Source organism: Spirosoma sordidisoli (assembly GCF_004138325.1).
Taxonomy (GTDB): domain Bacteria; phylum Bacteroidota; class Bacteroidia; order Cytophagales; family Spirosomataceae; genus Spirosoma; species Spirosoma sordidisoli.
This window is the reverse complement of the sequence record NZ_SBLB01000006.1, coordinates 77,078-102,937: the sequence shown is the minus strand read 5'-3', so window position 1 is coordinate 102,937 and position 25,860 is coordinate 77,078. Positions and strand designations below refer to the sequence as shown.

The window sequence follows — 25,860 nt, the reverse complement described above, 5'->3', positions numbered from 1 at the left end:
GCCACCCGATGACGGGCATATCCCGGGACAGGACGATCTTTTACCGTTTCAATACCGTAACGGTTCGTTGCCGGTCGCCCTGCTGTACACGGAGCAGGTAAGAGCCGGTGGGGAGGGTGTGCAGATCCAGCGGCTGCCGAAGCTGGCTGGCAGACTTCTGGCTTCGCACGGTCTGGATTGACCGGCCACCCGCATTGAGGAGGTTAAATTCTACCAAACCTCTGTACGAACTCGTCACGTCAATAACCATCTGGTTATCGACCGGGTTCGGCGAGACCGTAATCTGTCCCGATGCGTCGGGTTCGCTGGCCGTTACGGGACTGGGAACCAGCGCGAACGGGACGAGCCCGGCCGGCGGGGTAGGCAGGCGGCTGGTCGTGTACAGATGAAACGCGCCGGGTTCCAGCGTAACGGATTGCTCCGCGTCGGTAATCGTTACCGGTTGGCCGGTAAAGTAGTGGTACCAGGTGCCTGCCGAAGGGAAACCGGCGTTGACCGTCTGCGCGCGCGCATCGAAATTGCCGAGCAGAAAAACCGTTCCCGACGAGCTGCGCAGGGTCAGCCGTTTAACCGGGTTGGCAAAATCGGTGGAGAAATCGGTGCTGGCAAAGGCCGGCACGGTGGTTTTGAGTTTGATCAGCTCGGCGTAGACATTGTACAGTTTCCGCCGGTCGGCTTCCTGGTAATAGTTCCACCGAACGGGTTTGGGATCGGTGCGGCACCCGTCGCTGATGGAGCCGTTGGGACAGGTGTTGATGGAGGCATCGTAGCCCAGCTCGCCAAACTGCCACAGCATTTTCGGGCCGGGTACGGTTAGCAGGAAGGCTGCCGCCAGCTTGGCGCGGTCGAGGGCGGTGGGCAGGTTTTTGATGGAGTAGCTGCCCTGGGTCTGGCCGTTCTGGCGCAGGTCGTACACGAGTCGTTCTTCGTCGTGGCTTTCGGCATAGCCAATCAGGTTCGGCGACCGGAAGTTGCGCTGCTGGTACGATATCCCCGACAGGTTGCCCTGCCCCGAGCGGGCCGCACTCCGGTAGTCGCCGTTATGATTGCCCCAGAAGAGCATGCCATAATCGGCCAGTTCGCGCTCTTCGGTGTTTTCGGCAAAATGTTCGAGAATGACGTAGGCCGTTGGGTCAACAGCGCGAATCTGATCATAGATCCGTTTCCAGATGGCCACCCGGCTGGCATCATACGCCCCCAGGCACCGACGTTGTCGCCCGTGTTTTTCTGCGTGAATCCTTTGGAGAGGTCGAACCGGAAGCCATCGAACCGGTAGTCCTGCAGCCAGTACCGGCACACCCGGTCTACGAACGCTTTGGTATCGGCGCTTTCGTGGTTGAAGTCGAAGAAAACGCTGAAGGGGTGGGTGGCCTGCTGGTTGAAAAAAGGGCTGTCGGCCGAGGGGCGGTTGCCATCCCAGTACATTTTTACGTACGGAAACTCGTAGTCGGCCTGGTTCAGCACCATATCCAGCACCACCGCAATGCCCTGTTTATGGGCTTCGTCGATGAGCCGCTTCAGGTCATTTTTGGTGCCGTACGCTTTGTCGGGGGCAAAGTAATAAATGGGGTTATAGCCCCAGGAGTTGTTGCCCGAGAACTCCATGATCGGCATCAGTTCAATGGTGTTGATCCCCAGCCGCTTCAGGTAAGGCAGGCTGTCCTGCACGGCTTTGAAGGTCTGACTGGCCGAAAAGTCCCGCACGAGCAGTTCGTAAACAACCAGGGTGTTGACGGCGGGCCGCTGAAAATTAGTGGTGAAGGTAAACGGAGCCTGGGCGGGCTGAAGTACCGATACCACGTTGCCCTGCGCTTTTTCGGGAAAGGGTTTCAGGTTGGGGTAGGTAGCCGGGGTGATGAACCGGTCGTTGTTCCGATCCAGCACCTTATCGGCATACGGATCGCCAACGGGGATGGTGCCGTCGACCAGGTACTGGAAGGCGGTTTCGCCGGTGGGCAGGTTCGACACCTCGAGCCAGTAGCGGTTGCCGTCGGGGGTGCGGTTCATCAGGTAAGCCGGGCTGACGGTCCAGTCGTTGAACTCGCCGAGCAGATAAACAAAGCTTTTCTTCGGCGCGTACAGCACCAGCGTCACTTTGGTTTCGCCCCGGTTGGCGGCTGTATAGTTGATACCATCCTGCAGACCCGAGGGGAGCGCGGCAATGGTCGGCTGGGGCTTTACGGTAAAGTAGAACGTATCGGCTGCCGACTCGGCCGAAGCCGCCGTGGCGGTGGCGCGCAGAATAGCCGTCCGACGAACGCCGGCCTGGGTGCCGGTGTTCAGCGTGGTTCGTACCGAGTCGCCCGAGGGGAGCGCGGGCGTGGGCTGACCATCGAGGGTTAGGGAGAAGGTAGCCTGCCGGGACGTTTTATACCGAACGAGCAGGTCCAGGCTGGCGTCGACGTAGAAGTCTTTCTGGTTGGGCGAGAGCCGCGACAGGTTGAAGCTGTCATCATAAATAGTAACCTGCAGGTCTTCAGTCTGCGCCTGGCCGTTGCCACTCTTGAGCAGCAGGCCCAGTTTCCGGATGGGGCGGCCGGAAGGAACACCGAAGTACGTACGCGGTACAAGTTTGATCTGCCAGCGGTCATTGCCGAGGGCGGTCATTTTGCCGGGCGCGAAGGGGGCGCTGAAGTTGGTCTGGCCCGCTGGCTGAAATTCAAAGGCATTGCCTGTTTCGGAGGTGCCTGCCCCTGACCAGAGATAAACATCGTCCGTTTTGCCGAGCAGGGCTTTGGCGCGGCTATCGGTGGCTAATTTCAGATCGATGGTCAGGGTAACCTCGGCGTCGGCGGTTGGAAAAGCGGGCTGGGTGGTAACTACCTGAGCCTGTGCCGTCAGGAAGAGACAAATCGAAAAAATAAACGTGTGAAGAAGTGTTCGCATGGGTTAGCTGGTAATACGTAAAGCAAACTTACGGAAATACCACGCGGCCTGATGCTACTATGCGTTCAGGAAAACTTGGTTTTATCCGAAAAAATCATCCTATTGCATAAAAAGGAAACTACCATGGGACGGACGTTTTCCGGCTACCCGACTCGACCGTTGCGTTGGCCACATGGCCTGCTGGCCGGGCTGTTGCTGCTGCTGCTCAGCCGTTGTGGGCCCGATGCCGTGGCTCCCAACCCCGGGTCCGGACCAGACGGTGAGCCCCGGCTCCTCGGGCTGGCCCTGGCTGGTATTCCGGCCGACCATATCCGCATCGATCAGAACCTGCGCCGGGTGGTGGTCACGATTCCCGCCAGTCTGAGCGCTACGGGAGTGGTGCCGATCCTGCAGCTCACGCCCAACACCACCGTCGATTACGGCAACTCGTCGCTGTTCAGCAACGACAAAAATCAGTGGCTGCTTGATACGCAGACGCTCCGGATCGTGAGTGATACCAAAAAGGCAGCTACCTATCAGTTTGTGACCAGAGCCGCCGGCGATATGGCCTTTGCTCCCTATACGGGCCCCCGCGAGGTGAGCATGGAAGCCGAGCCGTCGAGCCTGTGCTTTCCGATCTATAATTTTAGGGATAGTGTGGCCTGTGGTTTCCTGACGCTGACCAACGTAGCAACCGCCCGCCGACGCGAATTCTTCCTGTGTCCCGGCAGCACCTGTCAGTCGACCCGCCAGACCGATGGCGCTGTGGTGCTGTCGCTGCTGGTTGAGCATAACGTTGTCGATCCGGGCGAGTATACGGTGTCGGTGCGCAAAGAAAATGGCCGCACGGCTACGCTGCCCCAGACCCTGACGGTGCGGAAGGGGCGGGTGGTGCTGTCGGCCGAGGCCAGCCCCGTGCTGGTCGATAGCGCATCGTTTGTCCTGACAGGTTATAATCTGTACGAAGACAGTCGGCTGAGCCTGAAGCTTACCAACGCTGCGGGTGAAACCTTTCAGGCTCCGCTGGTTGTAGGTGGCTTTCGCCGAACGGCCGCTGCGTTCAGAACCCCACCCCAGCTAAAACCCGGTTATTATTACGCACAGCTTTTTCAGGACGAGCAGCCGACAGCCGCCCAGGTTCGGCTCGTTGTCATCCGCGATGCCCGAACGCTGTTTATCCAGCGGATAACCGAGTTGGGAACGGCTGCGTCGGTCAGTCAGTTATTGACACCCGGCGCCCCGTTTACGACACCTTTGGTTTTTCGGCGCGGCAAAACGTACGCTATCCATACCTCCGTGGTCGAGGTGGCAGCTGCCGCCAACAGTCCGGTCAGGCCGCAGCTCCGGCTCATTTCGCTGACCAACCCGGCCGAGCAGTACACGGTGATGCCGCAGGCCGACTCATCGGTTCTGTTTCCGGTACCGGCAACCCTGCCCGCCGGTCGGTATCGGCTGGTCTATCAGCAGCTTCAGGGCGCCGGTCCGGTCGATGCCCTGCCGCTGGAGCGCGACGTCGTAGTTGAGTAGGGCCTAGATCATGAACGCTTTCAGCGCCTGATAAACGCGATGCGTCGGTAATCCCATCACCGTATAGAACGACCCATCGAGCCGCTCGATACCGACCAGACCGATGAAGTCCTGCGCCCCGTAGGCCCCGGCTTTGTCGAACGGCTGGCAAACGTCGATGTAATAGCTGATTTCGGCATCGGTGAGGGTGGCAAACTGAACCGTCGTTTCGTCCGTAAATGAGTCGAACCCGTCCGGACTCAGGATGGCCACGCCCGTTCGAACGCGGTGGGTCTGTCCGGAGAGCGCGCGCAGCATACGGCGGGCGTCGGCTTCGTCCTGGGGTTTGTTCAGAATCTGGCCGTCCAAAATAACGACCGTGTCGGCGCAGAGTACGAGCCGGTTGCCAAGGTCTGGCAGAAACTGTTCCGCTTTCTGGCGGGCCAGGTATTCGGCGACCTCGTTGGCCGGCATCGTGTCGGGAAAGACCTCATCGGTAGGGCGGGTCTCGATCGTAAAGGAAAAACCGGCATCGGTCATAAGTTGCTTTCGACGGGGCGAACCCGACGCCAGCACCAGCGGATAGCGTAGACGCATCAAGGTGTTTATGGCTATTTTTATCGACAAAATTCGTAAATCATACGCACTAAACCCTATCTGACGTGTTTATCCGTCCCGCTACAGCTGCCGATGCGGCTTTATTGGCTGACCTGTCGGCCGTTACCATGCGCGAAGCCTTCGGGCCACCTCATAATCCGGCGCCGGTCGTTGACGCCTATATTCAGTCAGCCCTGACGCCCGAAAGGCTGGCGTCCGAACTGGATGATAAGCGGTCGTCTTTTTTCATCGCAGATCAGGATGGCTCCGCGGTGGGGTTCGCCAAACTCCGCCGGCATGCCCCTCCGCGCCGAATGCCGTTGCCGTACCGGGGTCGTGGTCAGGCCATCGAAATACAGCGGATCTATTTGTTAAACAGCCAGGTGGGGCGGGGGCAGGGGCGCCTGCTGATGAACTACTGCCTGGACTGGGCCCGGCAGCAGGGTTACAAAGCGGTGTGGCTGGGCGTTTGGGAGCGCAACGAACGGGCCCTGGGCTTCTACCAGCGGATGGGATTCGAGCGGTTCGGGTTTCACTACTTCCAGTTTGGCCCCGAGCGGCAGCGGGATTACTGGCTCGTTAAGATCATTGACGCGTAAAATCGTTACTATACTGATCAATGCATCGTTAAACCAGAGCTGAGCTGTTTTATCCAAAGACTGTACGTAACCCAATATCATGAAAAACACCGTTGCAAACAGTTACCTCCGGGTCTACCGATACTGGCTGGCAGGGCTGTTTTGGTGCGGATGTATCCTGAGCGTACAGGCGCAGATCGACAGTACCCGCCAGAAATCAAAACGGGTGCTGGCGGCCGACTCGCTGGCAACGACCCGCTCCATGGTCATGGCCGACAGTATCCTGCAGCAACGGGACAGCGTTTTCTACACCCGGCTCAAAACAGGCATGTACAAGCGTCGGCTCACCCGACAGCTCTACGATGCGGTGTTCCGGGATGTGTATAACAGCCGGTCAAGAACCGGGGAGGTCAACCAGATTGAAGAAAACCCGTTCCTGCCCTTTGCGGGGCGGATCATCGGCGACATTTACATTCGGCGGCTGGGCGTATTCGGGCAGTCGGTCTACGATACGCTGCGGCAGCCCGGCAACTGGCTCGAACGAACCGCCAACCGGCTGCACACCAACACCCGCGAGAACGTTATCCGCCGATCGTACCTGTTGTTTAAAGAAGGCGATGCCGTTGATCCCAACGTGCTGCGCGATAACGAACGGCTGCTGCGGACAACCGCTTCGGGTATTTTCCACGATGCCCGGATTCTGGTGTTACCCCGGGAGGGAAGCCGTCAGTTTGTGGACGTGTACGTGATCACCCAGGACGTCTGGTCGCTGCTGCCCACGGGTGGAGTAGGGGGGCTCGACAATTTCAACGTTGGTTTTGAGCAGCGTAATTTCAGGGGACTGGGGCATCAGTTTTTTGCGCAGGTAGCCTATGCCGGCCGGGACCCCCGTCAGAAACTGGAGTACCGCGGGCGCTATACGGTACCGTTCATCGGAAAAACGTTTCTGACCGCCCAGGCCGAATTTCTGTACCTGCGTGATCTGAAGCAGGCGGCCGTACGGCTGTTCAGACCCTTTCTGACGCCCGATACCAAATACGCGGGATCGATCGAACTCAACCATACGCAGATCAACAGCCGGATCGTAGACCGCAACGACAGCGTCCTGCTGGTTCCCCTGCGGTATAATTATTCCGATGTCTGGATTGGCCGGTCGTTCCGCCTGTTTTACGGGCCGCAGAACCCCGACGAGGTCGGCCGTACCCGACTGATTGTAGCCCTGCGTAATACGAACTACGAGTACGTCAACCGCCCCACCGTAACGGCCGATACCAACCAGATTTACCAGAACAGCCGAACAACCCTGTTCAGCGTGGGTGTGTCGCGCCGGAAGTACGTGCGCGACGTGCTGATCTACGGCTTCGGCCGAACGGAGGACGTACCCGTAGGGGGAACCCTGGCCGGTATAATCGGGTATGATAATGCCGAACTGGGCAAACGCCTGTATACGGGCATCAACTTCTCCCACGGGCAGTACGTCAAACGACTCGGTTACCTCTATGGGCTGGTCAACCTGGGCGGCTACGCGCGGAGCCAGGGTATTGAGCAGGGGGTGGTATCGCTGGAGTCGAATTATTTCAGTCCGTTGCTGGCCACCCGCTGGGGCAACGCCCGTCATTTTTTCAACACCCGGTTCACGACCGGTATCGGGCGGTTTCAGAACGAATACATATCGCTGAGCAGTTCGGGAAGCGGGATCAACACCGACGGAATCGGGATCAACAGCGACGCGCTGCGCGGTACCAAACGGATGCTGATCAACTACGAGAACATTCTCTTCTCACGCATCAGTGTCATTGGCTTTCGGGTGGCGTTTATCACCTTTGCCAATCTGGGTCTGGTCAGTTTCCCGGGTCGTTCGCTACTGCGGGGCCCTTTGTACCAGGGCTACGGTCTGGGGTTCCGACTGCGAAACGAGAACCTGACGTTTACTAGTTTTCAGATCCGGCTGTCGTACTATCCCAACATTCCGAACAACCGGCAGCCTTTCCGTCAGGCTTTTGAAGGGGTGCCGGCCCTCCGGTTCCGCGACTTCGACCTGTCGGCTCCTCAGCTTGTTCCTTATCGATAAAAAAACTTTTTGTATTTAATGTTGTTACATTAAATGTAATTGCATTATATTTGCATCATGTCAATTGAAACCGACATCAAACAAACGACACCGTTCAAAACACCCTATCACCGGGTGATGGTGAACCTGATCTATACCAGCAACTGGATTGCTGACAACCAGACCCGTATATTAAAACCGTTTGGTCTGACGTTGCAGCAATATAACGTGCTGCGTATCCTGCGCGGTCAGCACCCCAACCCGGTCAAGGTGAGCGACATTACGGAGCGTATGCTCGACAAAATGTCGAATGCATCGCGCCTGGTCGATAAACTGGTGTTGAAGCGGCTCGTTCTCCGGACGGAATGTCCGAGCGACCGCCGGGCTGTCGATGTGGTCATTACCGAACAGGGGCTGGCGCTGCTGAAACGGATTGATGCGCATCTGACCGAATGGGACGAGAGCCAGCGGTGTAAGCTAACCGAAGACGAAGCGGTTCTGCTGAGCGATCTCCTGGACCGAATGCGGTCCTGACACGTATTTCCTTTAATTCAAGTATACAACCAAGTTAACACAAGTAATCTCTATGAAAACTCGTCAATTTCTGACAGGCATGGTTGCCGTTGCGGTAATTGCTGCCACCTCGGCCTTTGTTGGTCCCGTTAAAAAAGCCCCTGCTACGTTTAAGGTAGATACCCAGAAAAGCGTTTTGAACTGGAATGGCAAGAAAGTAACCGGTGAGCACTCGGGTGCGGTTAAGCTGGAAAACGGTGCGTTCACCGTCGACGGCGGCAAAATCACGGGCGGTACGTTCAGCTTCGACATGAACAGCATCACCTGTACCGACCTGACCGATCCTGGCTACAACGCCAAATTCATCGGCCACATGAAGTCGGAAGATTTCTTCAACACGGCGAAATTCCCGACCTCTACCTTTAAAATCACGAAAGTGACGCCGAAGGGTGCCAACGTCTACGACATCACCGGTAACATGACCATCAAAGGCATCACGAATGCGGTAACGTTCCCGGCTACGGTTAAAATGAACGGAAACACCATCGAAGCTAACGGCAAAGCCACCCTCGACCGTACGAAATACGACATCCGTTACGGATCGAAATCGTTCTTCGAGAACATTGGCGACAAAGCCATATACGACGATTTTACGGTTGAAATGAAGCTGGTAGCCAGCAAATAAGCAACCCCTTTTCGTAGCATACCAGTATCCCCGGCACCCACCCGTGCCGGGGATATTTGTTTAGAGCATAACCGAAACGAAGACCCGACGGGTTACTGAACCAGCCGCCTTGTTTCAATCAGCTGCCGTTAGCGCCGGAGGGTTGTCAGTTTGCCGCGCACGAGATCGGCCCGCCGACGCGACACCGATATCCAGGAGCCGTCGACCAGCTTCAGGCGTATGGTACGGGCATCATCGCCCTGGCTGATGGTGGCTACGTAACTCGGGTTAACCATCATTGACTTATGCGTACGAATGAAGGCCGGTAGCTGATCTTCGAACCATTTGAGGGTCTGGCTGATAACGAGGGGCGTCGACTTGGCCTGCTGGTAAACCCGGGTGTAGTTGCCGTACCCTTCCAGGTAGGTGATAAAGTCGATAGCAACCGGATCAGAGATACTGGGTAATTTGATGGCGTTGGGTGCTGAGGCAGATGTCATGTGAATAGCTGGTGTTGAGTGAAAAAAAGTGAACTACTTGTAAGTCAATTAGTTGAAAAAATAATTAATTAGCGAAGTTCGGACTTGAGGAGCCTGGCGTTTTTCTTATAGAAGAACAGTGTGCCCCATAGCCACAGGGCTAGCCCAACTGATAGCCAGCCGAATTGCCGCCCGTCAACCGACCGGCTATCCAGCCTGGCGAGGGTCTGGAGCCAGCTGGTGAGCAGGTTGTAATAGAGCCAGTGACTCAGTAAACTGCCCATTCCGAGCAGTAGCCAGGCGTAGATGCGGGTGCGGCTGGTAGGGGTCATGAGCGAACTTTCCATTCTTTTCGTAAGCCGAGGTAACCTCCGTACTGCATCGGATTCGCTAAAAGCTTGCCCTGATCGTAGCCAACCGACAGCAGCATGGTCGCCCCGTTCAGCCAGCGCATGGATTTGGTAAGCGAAGCCATGGTTGAGAGCTGGTTCGTTTCGGCCGGGAAGGGCCGGTGAAGCGTGCCGTAGTTTCGGCTGAACGACGCTTTGGCGACATAGCCCCAGCGCGCGCCCAGATTCCCGGCTATACCCGTATACAGCGCCCACACGCGGTTGTTGTTGATGCCGTGAATACCCTGAATAAGCTGGTTATCGGCCGTCATACCCTCAAACGTGGGGCGGGGTAGGGTAGGGTTGGTATCGCGGGCCTGGCTGATGAAGGCCGTACCCAGCGTCCGGCCCCGGTATGACCAGCTGTCGGGGTATTGCCCGTTGAGAAAATACTCTTCGTGTTCTCCGCCCAGATGCTGACCGAACTGCATGTAGCCCTGATTTCCTGAGTTGAACAACTCAACGATGAACTCCTGAACCACAGCCTTCCTGCGGGTATTCAGGAGCCGCAGCCCATACAGACCATCTTCAATGTTGCGAAAGTTGAGCAGTTTACGACCCCGCTCGTAGAAATGCTGCTGATAAGCCAGTATGGACCACGTGCCGGCCTTTACGTCCAGAGCCAGCTCGGCCGCGCCCCGATGGTCGCCTACCCGGTTCTGATCGTAGGTGGTAAACTTCGACAGGTTTTTGAGGGCGTCGGTCTTCATCGGCACAACCACGTTGAGGTACGCGTCGAGGCTATTGGCAATTTGACCCCCGAACGAGGTGGCAGGATCCATCTCCAGGAAGGGGGCGTAGCCGGCCCACTGCGACTGGTGGTTGAAGGCGCCGTATAGCCGAACCCGTGATCTGTCGGTGCCGAGCCGCAGGAAGATAGCCTTCTGATGCAGGTATGAACGCTGTACGTAGCGCCCATCGCCAAACCAGCCGTGGGCAAAGAAGCCCTTTACAGCCAACCAGTTTCCGGTAAAGCCCAGAGGGGCGTAATCAGGAAGGCCGATCTGCACCCGGGGCAGGGGCAGGGCGTTACCCGACCAGATAAAAGACCCCGAAGAGAGCGGACTTTCGACCAGACCCACTATTTGCCTGCGCCGGCCGCCAAACAGTTCGAACACCCCCAGTCGGGCTTTTAGGTAAGCTTCGGCCAGAATGACGCACTGGCTCGATCCTGCCTGCCCCACTATGTCCAGTCCGTAACCCCAGTCGGTTTTGCGCGGGCTGGTTCCCTGCCGGTACGTCTGCTGCATGCCGACCCGCAGCAGGCCCGACGGAGCCGTGGCTGGAACAACGCCAAACTGATTGGTTTGCAGCCAGAAAGGGGTAACGCCGGACGACGAGGCAAAACCGCCCGCTTCGGCGCTGACCCGGGTAGATCGCTTCCCCGCCGAATCGACGGGAATTACGGGCACCCAGGTTGGTAACGTCCGGGGCAGTCGTAACGAATCGGGGCCGTGAGCCGATGCCATACCGGCAGGCATAAGTAGTCCGAAAAGGCCATATGCAATAAAGCGCGTAGTCCAGAGCCTGCGCGGGTACTGGTTATGTCGTTGAGTAATCATACTAGTGACAGTGCCAGGAAGTGCTGATACTGAAAATTTAAGTTAACGAATGGTTGAGTAAGTGTATCGTTAAGCGGCTGATGTCGTAAACTTGTAACCTGTCGTTACTTACGTTTCAAAGACGAACGAGTAGGTATATACGTTGTTTCGCGTATAGTCGAACGAAATTGTCCCTACTACTGTAGAGGTTATCGTACAGGTCAGCAGGGCGCGCAGCCGATCATCGTAATCGAGGACTGGTTACAGGAACCTGTTCTGAGGCCGGGTCATTGTCGAAGGCTGGTTATATACGCCAGACCGCATGACGGAGATAAATGCGCCGGGCGGGCGCCAGACGCTGCTGGTACGGATTATGGACAACCCGAACTAGCCGGAGGGGCAGTCGACGTACAGAGCCAAAGGACTGATCTGACGCTGACGGGGCAGGAAAAAAAGCCGGTAAGACCTCAAGGGACTTTTCGGAGGTGACCGACAGATGCGTGTCGTAGGTGTCGCCAAAGTCATCGCCCAGGTCGCCGGGATCTACTTCCAGCACTGCCATGGCATAGAACAAACCGATCAGGAGTACCCAGGCCGATGAGCGGGACAACTGGCTATAAAAGGCAAAGACATCATGAATAAACAGACGCACAGAAGAACCCAAACGCCCATGGCCCGAAACCGGCCGCCGGATTTTTTGTGTCGATAAGCCAACCCGGAAGGCGCACTGGGTCGCGCCGGATAGCACGGTACCCCACCCGAAAAATTGCCTGGTTGAAACCGGTGAATCGGGTTTCAGCTAATTGGTAGTGTTGCGCATAGTGATGGTGACGTTGAGTGTGGCCGATCTAGTCAAGTTGCTTGATAGAAGATGGCTGCAATATGAGCAAATTCATTTACTTATCCGGTGAAAACTGACTGACTGGCCCTGAACCGGTTATCGGCAACTGACACTAAAATTTGGATCTATTATACCGATCAGGGGAATAGCTTGCTTCTAAAAAATCGAATCGACAGATACGTATACATAATCAGGGCCGAAGTTTCCAGAACCGCTTCCTGATAATTCAGTCCGTATGCGCCGGTCCGAACGTCCTGCACCCAATCCAGCAGGGCTGTACAGTAGCCACAAAAGCCCAGAAGCGCGGTGGCAATCAGCAAAAACATCCACACTGTGTGACGCATGTCTATCTGTATTGAGTGTATTTCCTCAAACCAATCCGTTTGGTAAAGTCAAACAGCCGACGGACAAAATGGTTTGGCGAGTCCATAATTATGTACACTTTTCCTCGTAGCTATGTGGGTTACCTGCACCTTGAAATTGATTGTTTTACCAGCTACGCCTGCTGTTGCTGAAACTCGAAAGTATACACTTAAGCTGCTGTTAATCAGTTAGATGACCTGATGGTAAAGCTGAGTAAAAATGGGACGAATTTCGGCTGGATTTTGTTCTTAAGTAGACAACAACTGCTAGAGAACATACCTATGGAATCGACTTACACGGCCAGCAAACCACTGCATCACGGTGCAGCTACGACCTCAGCACGGCCCGCACGCCGAAAAGCCAACGGATCGGCAACGGCAGCCCTGCTGATTCAGATGGCAACGGAAATTTTAACGGCTTCGCCCACCATGCGCCACCGGATGAATATTACCCTGACGGACCTGTCGGCGGCTGATAAAATCAGGAAGCAATTGCTCAAACCGGCAACGACACTATAGAGGTTGTTTGGGGAAGGGTTGATAAGCAGGTAAAGCCATAAAGAGACCGGACTTTGCCCCCCAGCCCCCTAAAGGGGGAGTTAACCCAGCCGTTTTTTCTCCCCCTTTAGGGGGCTGGGGGGTAAAAAAGGTGCCCATTCGAGCGACTAAAGCCAGCAGATTCCTTCCCCAGACAAGCTCTGAAGGGGCTGGGGGGCGAAAAGGCAGCCATTCGGGCTAGAAGAATTCACATAAATTCCTTCCCCAAACAACCTCTTAACGGGGTCGACTACCGTATACGAAGGCAGCGTTCAGGTACCGCCCGCGCTGGCGTAACGAACAAAAAAAGCACGTACGGCCTGGGCTATACGTGCTTTTTTTGAGCCAGTGGAGGGATTCGAACCCCCGACGCGCTTGCGCATCCTGATTACAAATCAGGCGGAATCGACCGCTATCCGACACTGGCGTCTCCTGAATTGTGGGGCAAAAGTAGTGCTTTCCGCTATGTCGCGCAAGTGTTGGCCCGGCAACTTTCGCGCAAACACACTAAAAAAAGGAATCCCCCCCGCAGTGCAGAAGGGATTACCGTCAACCTATCTAATTAATTGCTTGTACTGAATACGTTAGCCAGCGCTGAACGGTACGGGCCTGTATCCACTAATTTTTTGGGCGACCGCCCCCTCCGCCACCGCCCGCAGCGCCCTGTTGTGGACCGTCGTTGCCGCCACCTTCGCCACTTTTTATGTCGTCGTTGTCAATCGACCGCCGGCGTTTCTGCGGGGCGTCGAAGCTCATTTTGCCAATCTTGTAGCTGAATGTCAACCGAACCCCGGCGTTGTAGAAGCTGTTGGTGCTGTTCTGCGTCAGGATGGGCGAGCGCAGTTCGGAGGTCTGTACGAACGGATGGTTCAGGAAGTTTTCGGCAGCCAGGCCCAGGCTGGCCTTCTTCTGGTTGAAATCCTTGCGAACCCCCATGCTGTAGAAGTACATGGTGCTCTGGTAGCCCTGGAGCTGCACCTGCCGACCCCGCATACCACCGAAGGCCTGTAGCCCCCAGCCGCCCTTCAGGGTCAGGCTGGTCATCAGACGACCGCTCACGATCCAGCCCGAGTTAGAGGCTGCATAAATGGGGTTGCTGTTGTTGTTGGTCAGGCTGACATGGAACACATCGACACCGCCACCAAGCTGCCACTTCGAAAACAACGTAGCGTTACCGAACAGGTTGAGACCGAAGGCGTCCTGCCGCCCAACGTTCTGATAGCCGGTCCGGATAACCTGCTGAAAAACGGGGTTGGTTGGATCGCCGAAGTTCTGGGTCGACGTATCCCGAACGGCGGTAATCTCGTTGTTGGTGCGCCGGGCAAAAACCGTTGCGTTCAGGTAAATGCCTTTGATGTTGGCACTCGTACCCAGCTCGATGTTATCGGTCAACTCGGGCGAGAGGTAGGGGTTACCCGTGGTGATATTGGTCGGGTTGGCCGTGTTTACGTTCGGGTTCAGGAACTGGATACCCGGCCGCTGGATTCGGCGGTTGTAGGCCAGCTTGATGATTTTGCCACCGCCCAGGTTCTTCGAGATATTGATGCTCGGAACCAGATTGCCATAGTCGGGAATCGACGCGGCTGGGGCGCCCTGCTCGTTGCTGAACCGGGCGCCGATGAAGGTATACTCGTACCGGGCTCCGGCTTTGATCGTGAATTTACTCTTGGTCGTCAGGGTATACGACAGATACGACGCGGCAATCTGCTGATCGTAGAAGAGGGTGTTGGCCCGGCGGCTGTTGTCCGTCTCGTAGGGGGCGTCGGGGCCGTCGGCAATCAAATACTGGAAATCGCTGTTGACCTGCCGGAAAATACCTTTACCACCGAGTTCGAAGAGCTGGTTTTTGCCGACCGGTACCTGATAGTCGAGCTGAAGGGTCGATTCCTGGTTGTAGCTCTGGTTATCGTTTCGCTGGCGGGCCGTAATGGTCTGGAAGTCGGTTCCGCTCAGGATGTCGGCAACGAAGTTGTTGGTCCGGTTGTTCCGGCTATACAGGGCCAGAATACTCAGCTCCTGCTGGGGCTTGTACGTACGGGTATACGTTACGTTGGCATCGACCGTACCCGACAAATCCTTGGTGTCTACGTTCCGCAGGTTATTGATCGGGAAGAAACCGTTGGGCAGAAAGGTCTGGGTCAGCAGGTTGTTCTGGCTCGTCAGTCCATTACGGGCTCCGTAACGAACGCTGGCGGTCAGGGAGGTATTCTTGTTGATGTCGTAATCCCAGCCCAGCTGATAGTTGCCGAAGATGCGCTGGTTCTGCGTGCTGGCACTCTGCAGCGTACGGATGGTGCCATTGGGCGAAGCCGTTGTCTGGTCATTGCTGAAGGCGCCACGCACATTATACTCGGCCCGGCCGAAGCCGCTCAGCGAGAAGCCCATCTTGCCGGTGCGGTAGTTACCGTTCAGGCCGAGCAGCGCCCCCCGGTTGCCAACGCCCCCGTCGACGTTCAGGGTAGCCCCCTGCAGCGTCGTTTTCTTGGTCACGATGTTGATGATACCCGCCGACCCTTCCGCATCGTATTTGGCCGAGGGGCTGGTAATGACCTCTACGGTTTTGATCATGTCGGCCGGAATCTGCTTGAGCGCATCGGCTACGCTGCTGGCCACGATCGTGCTGGGCTTGTTATTGATCAGTACGGTTACGTTGCTGCTGCCGCGCAGGCTCACGTTGCCATCCAGGTCGACCGAAAGCATCGGCACCTTGCGCATCACGTCGCTGGCGTCGCCCCCTTTGGCCGTAATGTCTTTGTCGGCGTTGTAAACAAGCCGGTCTACTTTTTCTTCGATCATGGCCGCCTGACCTACCACGTTTACTTCGCTGAGCGTGCGAATGTCGGGGGCCAGATTGATGATGCCCAGGTTGAGGTCGGTACCCCGTTCAACGGTGATGAGCGCAGACCGTTTGTCCCGGTACCCGATAAAGGAATACTGAAGCCGGTACTGGCCGGGAGCCAGCTTGGTCAGGGTGAACCGGCCTTTTTCATCGGTGGTGGTCCCGTCAACGGGTTTGTTGGTCTGGGCGCTGAGTACGGCTATGGTCGCGAACTCAACGGGCTTGCTGGTGGTGGAGTCCATGAGCAGACCCGCAATTTTACCGTTGCCGCGGGGCAGCGGATCAGACTCGGAAATGGTAGCTGTAGGGCGCTGAGTTCGTTCGTCGGCAGGCCGGCCAAATCCGCCAGAGCTGCCCGGCCCTGCTCCGGCAGGAACCTGAGCCAGCGCGGCCGTTGCCGAAGCGATGTATAAAACAAGTAATAACGTTTTCATAGGGTTGTATATCTGGTGATCGGACTGATGCCCCAAAGGTGATGACAGGCTGTCTGGCCGGGAAATCAATTTGGCCGAATGCCGATTTTTGGGTGCCGAAAGCAGGGATTGACCCCGGGAACAAAAAGTGGTCAAACCAGGCTGCTACCGTTTACACAACATACGGTAGATAATTAATTCGTCGCGGATCTGTACTTTTATCTTAGTTTTGTTGCGTACAAGCAATCCACCAATGCCAGATTTCCCGTCGTCAGTCATTCCCAAAGCGGCTATTGCATTCCTGTTATCCGTGTTGCTTGTTCTGTTCTGGTATTATCGTCAGGCACTTACGCCCGCCTATAACCGCCAGCCCCTCGCTTTGGGGATTGCCTTTTTTCTGCTCCGTATCGTTCCGTTTATTGGCCTGTACATCGTGCTGGGCTACGATGCGCGTTCGGATGTGCCCATGTTTTTTGAAGCCTCGAAAGAAGCGCTTGAGATGAAGGTGGTTTACCGCGATTTCGATTCGGCTTACTCGCCTTTATTTGCCTATCTGACGGCCCTGCCCCTGCTGATCTGGTACAGCCCGGAAGCCATTACCCTGCTGCTGATTCTGCTGGAGGGGCTGACGCTGGCGCTGACCTTCCGCTACTATCGCAGCCTGCCGGGCCCGGCCGACGAGCCGTTCCATAAAGCCATCCTGTACCTGCTGCTGCCCATCTCGATGGTACTGTCGGTGCTGAGCGGGCAGGAAGATGAACTGATGTGGCTCTTTGGCGTATGGGCGCTGATGGCCTGGCGTCACCGTCAGGACGATCTGTCGGTGGGGCTGGTGCTGGGTCTGGGTATGGTCGTAACCAAAGCCATTTTGGTGCTGACCCTCATACCGGTGTTTTTTCTGGTTCGTAACCAGCTGCGGTATGTGGCCGGATTATTGCTAGTTGGTTTACCAGCTCTAGCTATTATGTATGGTTTAGTAGGGCTTGAGTTTCTGGAGCCCGTTCAGCAGGCCAACGATCCGCGGACTCCGAATATCTGGACCGTTCTGCGGCCGTTGCTGGGCAGTGTTATCCCGCTGGGTCAGAAATCGCTCAACTGGGTGGGGCTGGCGTCTATTCTGGCGTTCGGCTGTTATGTGGCTTACCGCAACCGACCGCGGTTCGAGGCTGGTTTTGTGACGCTATGGGTCAGTACGTACGCGTTTATGATGATTGTTCAGCAGAGTTCGCTGGCCAACTACGCGTATATCTATGTCATGCCCATGCTGTTCGGCGTTGTTGCGCTGACCAGCCGGAACCAGTTGCTGTTCCTGCTTTTGTTCAACGTGGCGGTTGTGGTTCAGCCACCCCTCTGGTGGAGTATGGATATGCCGTTGTTCAGTTCATTGAGCGACCTCACCACCGCTAAGGCCGTGGCCGAATACGTACTGGAGGTCGTTATCGTTGGTTGTTTAATCTGGCTGCTGGCCATCCAGTTCAAGGCAGCCCGGCTCATCGGGATGAGCAAGTAATGCAGCGCTGCCTGCCGAAAAGAGCAGCGTATTAACCTTATTTATTGTCATATCGAATGATACAAGTTGGCCTGGTCGGTTACGGATATTGGGGAGTCAATCTGCTTCGTAACTTCATGAACGCCAAAGAGTGCACCGTTAAAACCGTCTGCGATCCGCGGGCCGAGCGGCTGGCCGTAGCCCGGCAGAGCTATCCAACGGTTAGCGGTACCCACGATTATGCTGACCTGCTGGCCGATCCGGCTATCGACGCGGTCGTGCTGGCCACCCCCGTCTTCTCCCACTACAAACTTGCCAAACAGGCGCTGCTGGCGGGGAAGCATGTGCTGGTCGAGAAACCGTTTACGGCCAGCGTTGCCGAAGCCGAAGAGCTGATCGAACTGGCGGCTCAGCGGAACCTGGTCGTGATGGTCGATCATACGTTTCTCTATACGGGATCGGTGCAGAAAATCAAATCGCTCTGCGAATCGGGCGAATTTGGCAAGCTCCAGTATTTCGACTCCACCCGGATCAACCTGGGCCTGTTTCAGTCCGATGTCAACGTGATCTGGGATTTGGCTCCGCACGACATCTCGATTCTGTTCCATCTGGTTGGCGAGAAACCCTACAGCCTGACGGCAACCGGTAAAGCCCACGCTATCAACAGCATCGAGAATATTGCTTACCTGACGCTGCACTACCAGTCCGATTTTATCGCTCACTTTACCTGCTCCTGGATTTCTCCGCTGAAGGTACGCCGGATTCTGATCGGGGGCGACCGGAAGATGGTACTCTACGACGACGTGGAACCGACCGATAAAATTCGGATCTACGACACGGGCTACCAGCTCAACGAGTCGGAACAGGAAAAACACCGCAAGCAGGTCGACTACCGAACCGGCGATGTGTTTATCCCGAAAGTGTCGCCGAAGGAAGCGCTGGCCGATATGGCGGCCGACTTTGTGGGGGCAATCCTGCACGGGAAACAACCGTTAGTAGATGGACACAAAGGCCTGGAGGTCGTCCGCGTACTCGAAGCCGCCGAAATGTCGATCAAACAAAACGGGAAAGAAATTAAACTGTAACATGACTACACTGACAGAAGACTCGCCCAAACGTTCGCTGAATCAGGTGCAGGTCGGCGAAGGCGTCAAGATATACGATTTTGTAAACGCCTACCATTGTACAATCGACGATGGGTCTAAGATCGGCACGTTCGTTGAAATTCAGCGGGGCGCTACCATCGGCAAGAACTGCAAAATATCGAGCCATAGTTTTATCTGCGAAGGCGTCCATATCGAGGATAACGTGTTTCTCGGGCATAATGTGACGTTTATTAATGACCGTTTCCCCCGTGCTACCAACCCCGACGGGTCGATACAGACCGATGCCGACTGGACTATGGAAGAAACCTGGGTGAAAAAAGGCGCGTCGATCGGGTCGAGCGTCACGATTCTGTGCGGGGTCACCATTGGCGAAGGAGCCATTGTCGGCGCCGGTTCGGTCGTGACCAAATCCGTTGCGCCCAACACCATCGTGGCGGGTAACCCAGCCCGTGTTCTTAAGTCTGTGAAATCCTAATTTCCATCGCGCCAACTCAATTTATCAGATGGTAGCCACCCACAAAATTCCTTTTCTTGATCTGCGGAAACAGTATCACCAGTTGAAAGACGAGGTGCTCAAAGTAACCGAAGAAGTTTTTGAATCGAACGCGTTCTCCGGCGGTCCCTACGTTGCCACCTTCGAGCGGGCCTTTGCCGATTACTGTGGTACATCGCATGCCATGGGGGTTAATAACGGAACCACGGCCCTGCAGCTGGCCATGCTGGCACTCGGCGTTGGCCCCGGTGATGAAGTCATCATTCCGGCCAATACGTTCATTGCTACGGCCTGGGGCGCGTCGCACGTGGGCGCTACCCCCGTATTTGTCGACTGCGACCCGAACACCTGGGAGATCGACGCATCGAAAATTGCCGAACGGATCACCGAGCGGACCAAAGTGATTGCGGGCGTACACCTGTACGGGCAACCCTTCGATATTGCGGCCGTTCAGGCCGTAGCGGAACAGCACAACCTGCGCTTTATCGAAGATGCCGCCCAGGCCCACGGCGCCCGCTACAACGGTACGCGGGTGGGGGGCTTTGGTGAAATGGCCTGCTTCAGCTTTTATCCCGGCAAAAACCTGGGCGCCTATGGCGAAGCCGGAGGGATAACGACCAACCACCGACCCTATTACGATCATGTGCTAAGTCTGCGCAACCATGGTTCGCAGACGCGGTACTACCACGACGAGATTGGGTATAACATGCGGATGGATGGTCTTCAGGGCGCTATCCTGAGCATCAAGCTGCGGTATATCGATCAGTGGAATGCCCGTCGGCAGGCTATTGCCGCCCGTTACCAGCAGGAGATCACCAACCCGGGTGTACGAATGCAGCAGCAGCCCGGCTTTGCCGAATCCGTTTATCACCTCTTTGTGGTTACGGTCGAGAACCGGGCCGACTTCCTGCGCTATCTGGAAGAAAACAACATTGTGGCTGGTTTACATTATCCCGTGCCCTGCCACCTCCAGAAGGCCTACGAATCGCTCGGGTATCACAAAGGCGATTTCCCCCAGGCCGAATACCTGGCCGAACACTGTGTATCGCTACCGATGTTTGCCGAACTGACCGACGAAGAAGTTAATCAGGTTATTGACGTGATCAACCGCTATTGATGGACCAAACCTGGAGTGTAGTCGTCTTTTGTTACAACGAAGTAGGTACCGTTCGGAAAGTCGTTACCAAACTGATTCAGACGTTTGAGCAGTACAAACCCGGCCTGTATGAAATTTTGCTGGTCGACGACGGCAGTTCAGATGGCTCGGCCGATGTGGTACGGGAGCTGGCTGCAGAATATGCCGTAATCCGGCCGCTGATTCATCCGGTCAACCGGGGTATTGGCCATGCGCTGCGGACAGGATACGCCAATGCGCGTTACGAAAACCTGACGGCGGTTCCGGCCGATGGGCAGTTCGATACCGATGAGCTGATTCCGCACATGAACGTGCCGGACCGGTCGTTCGTGTCGTTTTACCGGCTCGAGAATACGACCTATACCATGCTCCGCAACGCGCTCTCGTACGCCAACCGGCTTGTGAACCGGTTTCTGCTCAGCTTTGACCTGAAAGATGTAAACTGGGTAAAGATCTACAAGACCCAGGCCGTTCAGTCGCTGAAGGTCGAGCTGGAGAGCTCCCTGGTAGAAAGTGAAATATGCGCGAAGCTGCTCGTTACGGGGCATACCGTTCGGCAGGTAGAGTCCAGATATCACCCGCGTGAGTCGGGCGTGAGCAAGGGCGCTTCGCTGAAGATTGTCCGGCAGGCCTTTGGCGATACGCTGACCCTGGCCCGGGTGCTGAATACCTTCAAACGTCAACTGCGGACCCGCTGAGTAACGGGTCCGCAGTCTGAACTATTCATTCGGACTGTTTTAAAACGCTCAGAAACGATTTGGGCACCGGCGCGTCGAACCGCATGGCCTCGCCCGTGATGGGGTGTTCGAAGGCCAGCATCTCGGCGTGCAGCCCCAGGCGCCCGATCGGGTCAGAAGTGGCGCCGTACTTACTGTCGCCCGCAATAGGGTGACCAATATCCTGCATGTGTACCCGAATCTGGTTCTTGCGCCCGGTTTCCAGCTCCAGGTGAAGCAGGGCGTATCCGTTGGCGGCCTTCAACACGGTATAGTTCGTGACGGCCAGCTGACCATATTCCGGATTCTGGCTGGAGTATACGATCAGGGCTTTGCTTTCGCGCAGATAGGAGGTGATGGTATCGGCTGGCGGTTCCGGTACGCCCTCTACCAGCGCCACGTAGGTCCGCTGCTTGGTGGTATCGTTCCACGATTCCTGCATCAGCTTCTGCACTTTCTCACTCCGGGCAAACATCATCACCCCCGATGTTTCGCGGTCGAGCCGGTGGATGATAAAAATCTTGTTCTTCGGATCCTCTTTCTTGGTGAAGTCGCTCAGCATGCTGTAGGCCGTACGGTCGCGCTCCTTACTGGTGCCCATCGACAGCAGACCAGCCTGTTTGTTGATCACGATCAGGTGTGGGTCTTCGTACAGGATGGTCAGGCCTCTGTATTGGGTTGTCTCGGGCGCCCGGTTGCCCGCTACGGTAACGATCTGGCCGGGTTGCAGCGGGTGGTTAAACTGGGTATACACCCGCCCGTCGACCAGAATCTGTTTATTACTCAGCAGCGATTTGATATTGTTACGATTCTTGTGCGGCAGCTTGTCAATCAGGAAAGCCATCAGTTGGGCCGGAGCCTGAACCGTGAGCTGCTGGTCGGTGCGCTGACCGCGTCGACGCGGCTGATCGGAATGTTGCATAGTATACCAGATGTCAAAGACCGGCCATAACGAGCCGGTCATCCGGCAAAGGTACGGGTACAAACCCGATTAACCGGATTCGGGCCGATAAACATCCCGTAGAAAGCCTCAGTCTCAGTACCCGATAAGGCTGCCTGCCAGCCGTAACTGAACCAGCCAAACGGGGTTCGTTGGCGCAGGTTGAGCCCGAAACACACCGCTTAAAAACTCTATTTTTCCTGAAAAGTAAAATTTTAATTGCCTGAGTTAAGAAATGGTAAACTAACTTATATTTGTTGCAGGACCTGATTCAGGCTGGATTTTCAGCGAATCATGGGTGCCATACACCTGATTGACAAACCGATATATACCGTGGATAGCCTGTCCTCTTCTCAAAAACCGACGCCGGCCGATGGCAGTGACCAGCCGCTGGCTGGCATCCGGCTGTTACTGGTCGATGATTACCCGATCAATCTTAAAATGGCGCAGCGCTTTATGCAGAAGTGGGGAATTCTGGTCGATACCGCAGAGAACGGACAGATAGCCATCGATAAATTCAGCGCCGGTACGTACGATATTGTACTGATGGATCTGGAGATGCCGGTTCTGGATGGGTATTTGGCTACCGAGGTTATTCGGCAGCAAAATCCGGCTGTACCCGTGCTGGCCCTGACCGGATCGGCTCCGTTCAGCAACCAGGACCGCGCCTTTGCGATCGGCATGAACGATTACGTCACCAAACCGTTCAACCCCGACGATTTATTCGAAAAGATTGCCCGATATACCCAGCGGTAACGTACCGCCGGGCCTGATCACCACCGTTTGCTCATCCAACTACTATGCCATTAACCGCCCCCGCTATTGATTACCCACGACTAGACCGGCTGCATGGCGGAAGCCGAGGACAGATTGTGAGTGTACTTCATCTGTTTCTCGATGAGGTCATGCCGGATTTTGACCAGCTGGAAGCCGGTATGGCGCAGCAAAACTGGGTCGGTGTGGCCGATGTGGCCCATAAGATTGTGCCCTGGGTGGGTATGGTCGGACTGACGTCGCTGGAAATGGAGTTGCGCCAGCTGGAGCAGTATGCCAAGTCAGCGCCCGAACCAGAGGGGGTAATTAGCCGCTGGAATCACTTCAAAGCCGGGCTGGAGCAGGCGTTACCTGTGTTACGCAGCGAACTGGACCGGCTGGCTGACCCTACTTCCCCAACCATTCCTTAAACTCGGTCATCCGGTCGCCACTGACAAACACCTCCTGCCGCGATTTGGGCATCAGATCGAGTTTCAGTTTGCCCGCCGAATAGGTGTGGATGGTCTGAATGGCAGATAAGGACACCAGAAACTGCCGGCTGATCCGGAAAAACTGCCGGGGGTTCAGCAGTTGCGTCAGCTTGTCGAGGCTATAGTCAATAGGCAGGTTGAGCCCGTCTTTGGTGACCAGAAAGACCACCCGCTCTTCGAGGTAGAAATACGCTACATCGGTTGTTTCGATGCTCCGGATTTTGGTGCCCACCGTAATCATGAACCGGTCCTTATACTCGGTTTGGCGGGGGCCGCCAATCAGGCTCAGGAGGGTTTCGAGGTCGGGAGCCGATGCGCTCGCCGAGCCAAACTGCTTTTTCAGCGCTTTGAATTTTTCAATGGCCGCTACCAGTTCGTTGTAGTTGATGGGCTTGAGCAGGTAATCGATGCTGTTTACCTTAAACGCCTGGATCATGTACTCATCATAGGCGGTGGTAAAAACGACCGGCGTAGTCAGGTTGGCCTGCTCGAAAATGCGGAATCCCAGGTCATCTTCGAGGTGGATGTCCATGAAAACCAGATCGACACTGGGGCGGGCCGGCTGGTTGAACCACGCCACGGCTTCACTTACCGATGGAATGGCCGCCAGCACCTGTATACCGGGATCGTATTTCTGCAACATGCCCTCCAGCCGTTTGGCGGTGAGGTTCTCATCTTCAATAATCAATACATTCATAATCGGGGCAGCAGAGCCAGCCGACGAACTACCGTAAACAAAAACCTGTAGGGAGGCTATGCCGGTACCCGTTCGCCGAGTAGCGGTATTTTGACAATAAAAGCCGATTCGTTCTCACTGACGTGCACAGGCCGATCGGTAAGCAGCGTATATCGGTTGACAATATTCTGTAGACCCACACCGGTCGACACCTCGGATTGGGGACGCAGCTGCCGGTTGTTCTGCACAACCAGGCTGTCGTCTTCCAGGAAGATCTGTACCTGCAGCGGCTCTTTGGCCGACATCCGGTTGTGTTTTACGGCGTTTTCGACCAGGAGCTGCAGGGTGAGCGGAGCAATGGCGTACCGGACCTGATCGGCCTCGGGTACGTTGATGATGACATCGAACTTGTTTTCGAAGCGGATGTTGAGCAGAAAGCGGTAGGCCTGAATGAACTCCAGCTCAGTTTTGAGCGATACGCTCTCGTTATCTTTCTGCTCCAGAATATACCGATACGCCCGGGAGAGCTGGTCGATGAAGCGCTCCGACAGATCGGCGTCGGCGTGAACCAGCGACGATAGAATACTCAGGCTGTTGAACAGAAAATGCGGATTGACCTGACTTTTGAGGGCCGTAAACTGAGCCTGTACCGCTTCTTTCTCGAGTCGTTCGGCCCGCACCTGAACCAGCTCGAGCCGGCGGTTGGTACGCCGGTTGGCCGCCAGGTAAAAAGCCGACAGCAGTGCCAGAACGGTGAGGCTGTTATTGGCCCGGGCCCGCTGTTCGCGCCCCTGCCGCCAAACGGCTAGGTCGAGGGGAGTGTATGATTTGGGGGGGCGCTGCGACCGGTACGCCGGAAACCGCTCGTCAACGAAGCTGTCCAGTGTGCGCCAGATGGTGTAAAAGCCATAGTTAAACGAAAGGGCTATGACGCTGGCAATGAGTAGGGTAGCCAGCTGAGCCGGAATTTTGAACTCCAGCAGAAACCCGTCGCCGAACCAGCTGAACAGCCGTCGCTGTATCCACTCGGTAATGCTGATCCAGAGAAAGAAAAAGAACAGCGACAGCAGAATCTCGAGAATGAAGAACGGCAGCCGCGACGCCCGCAGGGCCCAGCTGGGGTTCGAGATATTGACATAAAGCCGCAGGGGCCAGTAGACAACAAACACGCTCAGGGCGAGCTGCCATTTTTGCCGGTTGGTCAGGCGGTATGTTGTCGGTACGGTGGTCATATAACAAATCTACACATCCTACCTATGCTACAAAAAAAGAAACCGGCGGAATGCCGGTTTCGGTGGGTTGGGTGACGATTTTTGGATCACGACTCAAAAGCAACCACTTTCTGAGCGGGCTGCTCGCCGACTACAAACGTTTTCACTATCTGCTCTTTACCGACACGAACGGCCAGTTGGTAGGTTCCGTTGGCCAGTTCGGCAATGTTGAAATATTGGTGGAGGCCATCGCGCAGGTTTACGTTCTGCGCGTACAGGATGCGGCCCTGCTCATCGCGAAGGCTCACCGTAGCGGTGGCCTGTTCACGGCCGACAACGAGTTGAATCTTCTGGTCAGTGGTGACGGACACGTAGGTGACGGGCGCTTTGTCGGCGGTGGTCTGGGCAAATGATGCGGTACCGGCTACCAGTCCCAGCATCAGAACGAATACTTTTTTCATGGTTCGTATTTGTTTGGTTCGTTTGACTGAGACAAAGGTGTGCTGCCCGAATCAACCCGCAAAAGCAATGTGGATGAACGACGGTTTTTGCCCGACGGGCCTGAGATTCAGCGTTCCGAGTAAAATAGGGCCATGTCGTCATGTTAAAAAAACGGCGGTTGGGCAGCCGATCGGTGTGCAGATCGGTTAGGCACGTACCTTTGCGCCAAACCTGC

At 55.9% G+C, this 25,860-nt stretch carries 26 protein-coding genes and 1 tRNA gene; 13 read left to right on the top strand and 14 right to left on the bottom strand.

Translation table 11 applies throughout. The features are described from left to right. Nucleotides 1-40: 40 nt before the first annotated feature. Both EQG79_RS31360 and EQG79_RS20790 read right to left on the bottom strand, forming a co-directional pair. Nucleotides 41-1,063: a T9SS type A sorting domain-containing protein gene (locus EQG79_RS31360; protein WP_240699408.1), complete on the bottom strand. Its 1,023-nt coding sequence runs from the start codon at nucleotides 1,061-1,063 to the stop codon at nucleotides 41-43. Next, nucleotides 952-2,886 carry an alpha-amylase family glycosyl hydrolase gene (locus EQG79_RS20790; protein WP_240699407.1) on the bottom strand — a complete coding sequence of 645 codons (1,935 nt, stop codon included), beginning with the start codon at nucleotides 2,884-2,886 and terminating at the stop codon, nucleotides 952-954. Before EQG79_RS20790 ends, EQG79_RS31360 begins: the two co-directional genes overlap by 112 nt. 159 nt (nucleotides 2,887-3,045) lie before the next feature. Here EQG79_RS20790 and EQG79_RS20785 point away from each other — a divergent pair, with 159 nt between their 5' ends. Then, nucleotides 3,046-4,392: a hypothetical protein gene (locus tag EQG79_RS20785; RefSeq protein WP_129603686.1), complete on the top strand. Its 1,347-nt coding sequence runs from the start codon at nucleotides 3,046-3,048 to the stop codon at nucleotides 4,390-4,392. A gap of 3 nt (nucleotides 4,393-4,395) precedes the next feature. Here EQG79_RS20785 and EQG79_RS20780 read toward each other — a convergent pair whose 3' ends face one another. Further along, nucleotides 4,396-4,968 carry a Maf family protein gene (locus EQG79_RS20780; RefSeq protein WP_129603684.1) on the bottom strand — a complete coding sequence of 191 codons (573 nt, stop codon included), beginning with the start codon at nucleotides 4,966-4,968 and terminating at the stop codon, nucleotides 4,396-4,398. Nucleotides 4,969-5,033: 65 nt separating this feature from the next. Here EQG79_RS20780 and EQG79_RS20775 point away from each other — a divergent pair, with 65 nt between their 5' ends. The 4 genes from EQG79_RS20775 (at nucleotide 5,034) to EQG79_RS20760 (ending at nucleotide 8,794) form a co-directional block, all read left to right on the top strand. Continuing rightward, nucleotides 5,034-5,567 (top strand): GNAT family N-acetyltransferase, encoded by a 534-nt coding sequence (locus EQG79_RS20775; RefSeq protein WP_077921181.1) that lies wholly within the window; start codon nucleotides 5,034-5,036, stop codon nucleotides 5,565-5,567. Between the two features lie 241 nt (nucleotides 5,568-5,808). After that, nucleotides 5,809-7,617 (top strand): BamA/TamA family outer membrane protein, encoded by a 1,809-nt coding sequence (locus tag EQG79_RS20770; protein ID WP_236648770.1) that lies wholly within the window; start codon nucleotides 5,809-5,811, stop codon nucleotides 7,615-7,617. Nucleotides 7,618-7,674: 57 nt separating this feature from the next. After that, entirely contained in the window at nucleotides 7,675-8,130 is a 456-nt protein-coding gene (locus EQG79_RS20765) for a MarR family winged helix-turn-helix transcriptional regulator (protein WP_077921180.1), read from the top strand. A 52-nt stretch (nucleotides 8,131-8,182) separates the two neighbouring features. Beyond that, the gene (locus tag EQG79_RS20760; protein ID WP_129603682.1) at nucleotides 8,183-8,794 is read left to right on the top strand and encodes a YceI family protein; all 612 of its coding nucleotides are present in this window, start codon (nucleotides 8,183-8,185) and stop codon (nucleotides 8,792-8,794) included. Between the two features lie 128 nt (nucleotides 8,795-8,922). Here the strand turns inward: EQG79_RS20760 and EQG79_RS20755 are convergent, their stop codons facing one another. The 5 genes from EQG79_RS20755 to EQG79_RS20735 form a co-directional block, all read right to left on the bottom strand. After that, nucleotides 8,923-9,273 (bottom strand): LytR/AlgR family response regulator transcription factor, encoded by a 351-nt coding sequence (locus EQG79_RS20755; RefSeq protein ID WP_129603680.1) that lies wholly within the window; start codon nucleotides 9,271-9,273, stop codon nucleotides 8,923-8,925. A gap of 68 nt (nucleotides 9,274-9,341) precedes the next feature. Further along, nucleotides 9,342-9,599 carry a hypothetical protein gene (locus EQG79_RS20750; RefSeq protein ID WP_129603678.1) on the bottom strand — a complete coding sequence of 86 codons (258 nt, stop codon included), beginning with the start codon at nucleotides 9,597-9,599 and terminating at the stop codon, nucleotides 9,342-9,344. Continuing rightward, nucleotides 9,581-11,203 (bottom strand): capsule assembly Wzi family protein, encoded by a 1,623-nt coding sequence (locus EQG79_RS20745; RefSeq protein ID WP_240699406.1) that lies wholly within the window; start codon nucleotides 11,201-11,203, stop codon nucleotides 9,581-9,583. Before EQG79_RS20745 ends, EQG79_RS20750 begins: the two co-directional genes overlap by 19 nt. A gap of 283 nt (nucleotides 11,204-11,486) precedes the next feature. Next, nucleotides 11,487-11,834 carry a hypothetical protein gene (locus EQG79_RS20740; protein WP_129603676.1) on the bottom strand — a complete coding sequence of 116 codons (348 nt, stop codon included), beginning with the start codon at nucleotides 11,832-11,834 and terminating at the stop codon, nucleotides 11,487-11,489. A gap of 326 nt (nucleotides 11,835-12,160) precedes the next feature. Further along, nucleotides 12,161-12,367, bottom strand: a complete 207-nt coding sequence (locus EQG79_RS20735; RefSeq protein WP_129603674.1) for a hypothetical protein — start codon at nucleotides 12,365-12,367, stop codon at nucleotides 12,161-12,163. Nucleotides 12,368-12,667: 300 nt separating this feature from the next. On the opposite strand from EQG79_RS20735, the gene EQG79_RS20730 reads away from it, so the two are divergent. Continuing rightward, nucleotides 12,668-12,904 (top strand): hypothetical protein, encoded by a 237-nt coding sequence (locus EQG79_RS20730; RefSeq protein ID WP_077921173.1) that lies wholly within the window; start codon nucleotides 12,668-12,670, stop codon nucleotides 12,902-12,904. 361 nt (nucleotides 12,905-13,265) lie between these two features. Here EQG79_RS20730 and EQG79_RS20725 read toward each other — a convergent pair. Next, nucleotides 13,266-13,349: transfer RNA gene (locus tag EQG79_RS20725), tRNA-Thr, on the bottom strand. 191 nt (nucleotides 13,350-13,540) lie between these two features. Continuing rightward, entirely contained in the window at nucleotides 13,541-16,195 is a 2,655-nt protein-coding gene (locus EQG79_RS20720) for a TonB-dependent receptor domain-containing protein (protein ID WP_129603672.1), read from the bottom strand. A gap of 232 nt (nucleotides 16,196-16,427) precedes the next feature. On the opposite strand from EQG79_RS20720, the gene EQG79_RS20715 reads away from it, so the two are divergent. The 5 genes from EQG79_RS20715 to EQG79_RS20695 are packed head-to-tail and all read left to right on the top strand — an operon-like array spanning nucleotide 16,428 to nucleotide 21,095. After that, nucleotides 16,428-17,684, top strand: a complete 1,257-nt coding sequence (locus EQG79_RS20715) for a hypothetical protein (RefSeq protein ID WP_129603670.1) — start codon at nucleotides 16,428-16,430, stop codon at nucleotides 17,682-17,684. A gap of 56 nt (nucleotides 17,685-17,740) precedes the next feature. Then, nucleotides 17,741-18,748 (top strand): Gfo/Idh/MocA family protein, encoded by a 1,008-nt coding sequence (locus tag EQG79_RS20710; RefSeq protein ID WP_077923831.1) that lies wholly within the window; start codon nucleotides 17,741-17,743, stop codon nucleotides 18,746-18,748. Nucleotide 18,749: 1 nt separating this feature from the next. Continuing rightward, complete coding sequence (locus tag EQG79_RS31570; protein WP_077923830.1) at nucleotides 18,750-19,244, top strand: acyltransferase; 495 nt, start codon at nucleotides 18,750-18,752, stop codon at nucleotides 19,242-19,244. Between the two features lie 28 nt (nucleotides 19,245-19,272). After that, the gene (locus EQG79_RS20700; protein WP_129603668.1) at nucleotides 19,273-20,379 is read left to right on the top strand and encodes a DegT/DnrJ/EryC1/StrS family aminotransferase; all 1,107 of its coding nucleotides are present in this window, start codon (nucleotides 19,273-19,275) and stop codon (nucleotides 20,377-20,379) included. Next, nucleotides 20,379-21,095 (top strand): glycosyltransferase family 2 protein, encoded by a 717-nt coding sequence (locus EQG79_RS20695; protein ID WP_077923828.1) that lies wholly within the window; start codon nucleotides 20,379-20,381, stop codon nucleotides 21,093-21,095. The genes EQG79_RS20700 and EQG79_RS20695 overlap by 1 nt, the downstream gene beginning before the upstream one ends. A 25-nt stretch (nucleotides 21,096-21,120) precedes the next feature. Here EQG79_RS20695 and EQG79_RS20690 read toward each other — a convergent pair whose 3' ends face one another. Beyond that, nucleotides 21,121-22,035, bottom strand: a complete 915-nt coding sequence (locus EQG79_RS20690; protein WP_129603665.1) for an RluA family pseudouridine synthase — start codon at nucleotides 22,033-22,035, stop codon at nucleotides 21,121-21,123. Between the two features lie 351 nt (nucleotides 22,036-22,386). Here EQG79_RS20690 and EQG79_RS20685 point away from each other — a divergent pair, with 351 nt between their 5' ends. Both EQG79_RS20685 and EQG79_RS20680 read left to right on the top strand, forming a co-directional pair. Continuing rightward, a complete protein-coding gene (locus EQG79_RS20685) occupies nucleotides 22,387-22,809 on the top strand; it encodes a response regulator (protein ID WP_240699405.1) in 423 nt (140 codons plus the stop codon). A 44-nt stretch (nucleotides 22,810-22,853) separates the two neighbouring features. Continuing rightward, the gene (locus EQG79_RS20680) at nucleotides 22,854-23,237 is read left to right on the top strand and encodes an Hpt domain-containing protein (RefSeq protein WP_129603663.1); all 384 of its coding nucleotides are present in this window, start codon (nucleotides 22,854-22,856) and stop codon (nucleotides 23,235-23,237) included. On the opposite strand, the gene EQG79_RS20675 is transcribed toward EQG79_RS20680, so the two are convergent. The 3 genes from EQG79_RS20675 to EQG79_RS20665 all read right to left on the bottom strand — a co-directional run bounded on the left by EQG79_RS20675 (nucleotide 23,215) and on the right by EQG79_RS20665 (nucleotide 25,645). Then, the gene (locus tag EQG79_RS20675; RefSeq protein WP_077923825.1) at nucleotides 23,215-23,994 is read right to left on the bottom strand and encodes a LytR/AlgR family response regulator transcription factor; all 780 of its coding nucleotides are present in this window, start codon (nucleotides 23,992-23,994) and stop codon (nucleotides 23,215-23,217) included. The two genes, EQG79_RS20680 and EQG79_RS20675, sit on opposite strands and share 23 nt — an antisense overlap. Before the next feature lie 56 nt (nucleotides 23,995-24,050). Next, nucleotides 24,051-25,205, bottom strand: coding sequence for a sensor histidine kinase (locus EQG79_RS20670; RefSeq protein ID WP_129603661.1), 1,155 nt, complete (start codon nucleotides 25,203-25,205; stop codon nucleotides 24,051-24,053). An 86-nt stretch (nucleotides 25,206-25,291) separates the two neighbouring features. Continuing rightward, the gene (locus tag EQG79_RS20665) at nucleotides 25,292-25,645 is read right to left on the bottom strand and encodes a T9SS C-terminal target domain-containing protein (protein ID WP_129603659.1); all 354 of its coding nucleotides are present in this window, start codon (nucleotides 25,643-25,645) and stop codon (nucleotides 25,292-25,294) included. Nucleotides 25,646-25,860 lie beyond the last annotated feature (215 nt).

Bases quoted from the DNA above. Each gene is read 5' to 3' on its own strand.
- EQG79_RS31360 (WP_240699408.1), bottom strand. From the start codon at position 1,063: ATGCTCTTCTGGGGCAATCATAACGGCGACTACCGGAGTGCGGCCCGC.
- EQG79_RS20790 (WP_240699407.1), bottom strand. From the start codon at position 2,886: ATGCGAACACTTCTTCACACGTTTATTTTTTCGATTTGTCTCTTCCTG.
- EQG79_RS20780 (WP_129603684.1), bottom strand. From the start codon at position 4,968: ATGCGTCTACGCTATCCGCTGGTGCTGGCGTCGGGTTCGCCCCGTCGA.
- EQG79_RS20770 (WP_236648770.1), top strand. From the start codon at position 5,809: ATGGTCATGGCCGACAGTATCCTGCAGCAACGGGACAGCGTTTTCTAC.
- EQG79_RS20765 (WP_077921180.1), top strand. From the start codon at position 7,675: ATGTCAATTGAAACCGACATCAAACAAACGACACCGTTCAAAACACCC.
- EQG79_RS20760 (WP_129603682.1), top strand. From the start codon at position 8,183: ATGAAAACTCGTCAATTTCTGACAGGCATGGTTGCCGTTGCGGTAATT.
- EQG79_RS20755 (WP_129603680.1), bottom strand. From the start codon at position 9,273: ATGACATCTGCCTCAGCACCCAACGCCATCAAATTACCCAGTATCTCT.
- EQG79_RS20750 (WP_129603678.1), bottom strand. From the start codon at position 9,599: ATGGAAAGTTCGCTCATGACCCCTACCAGCCGCACCCGCATCTACGCC.
- EQG79_RS20745 (WP_240699406.1), bottom strand. From the start codon at position 11,203: ATGATTACTCAACGACATAACCAGTACCCGCGCAGGCTCTGGACTACG.
- EQG79_RS20735 (WP_129603674.1), bottom strand. From the start codon at position 12,367: ATGCGTCACACAGTGTGGATGTTTTTGCTGATTGCCACCGCGCTTCTG.
- EQG79_RS20730 (WP_077921173.1), top strand. From the start codon at position 12,668: ATGGAATCGACTTACACGGCCAGCAAACCACTGCATCACGGTGCAGCT.
- EQG79_RS20720 (WP_129603672.1), bottom strand. From the start codon at position 16,195: ATGAAAACGTTATTACTTGTTTTATACATCGCTTCGGCAACGGCCGCG.
- EQG79_RS20715 (WP_129603670.1), top strand. From the start codon at position 16,428: ATGCCAGATTTCCCGTCGTCAGTCATTCCCAAAGCGGCTATTGCATTC.
- EQG79_RS20710 (WP_077923831.1), top strand. From the start codon at position 17,741: ATGATACAAGTTGGCCTGGTCGGTTACGGATATTGGGGAGTCAATCTG.
- EQG79_RS31570 (WP_077923830.1), top strand. From the start codon at position 18,750: ATGACTACACTGACAGAAGACTCGCCCAAACGTTCGCTGAATCAGGTG.
- EQG79_RS20700 (WP_129603668.1), top strand. From the start codon at position 19,273: ATGGTAGCCACCCACAAAATTCCTTTTCTTGATCTGCGGAAACAGTAT.
- EQG79_RS20695 (WP_077923828.1), top strand. From the start codon at position 20,379: ATGGACCAAACCTGGAGTGTAGTCGTCTTTTGTTACAACGAAGTAGGT.
- EQG79_RS20690 (WP_129603665.1), bottom strand. From the start codon at position 22,035: ATGCAACATTCCGATCAGCCGCGTCGACGCGGTCAGCGCACCGACCAG.
- EQG79_RS20680 (WP_129603663.1), top strand. From the start codon at position 22,854: ATGCCATTAACCGCCCCCGCTATTGATTACCCACGACTAGACCGGCTG.
- EQG79_RS20675 (WP_077923825.1), bottom strand. From the start codon at position 23,994: ATGAATGTATTGATTATTGAAGATGAGAACCTCACCGCCAAACGGCTG.
- EQG79_RS20670 (WP_129603661.1), bottom strand. From the start codon at position 25,205: ATGACCACCGTACCGACAACATACCGCCTGACCAACCGGCAAAAATGG.
- EQG79_RS20665 (WP_129603659.1), bottom strand. From the start codon at position 25,645: ATGAAAAAAGTATTCGTTCTGATGCTGGGACTGGTAGCCGGTACCGCA.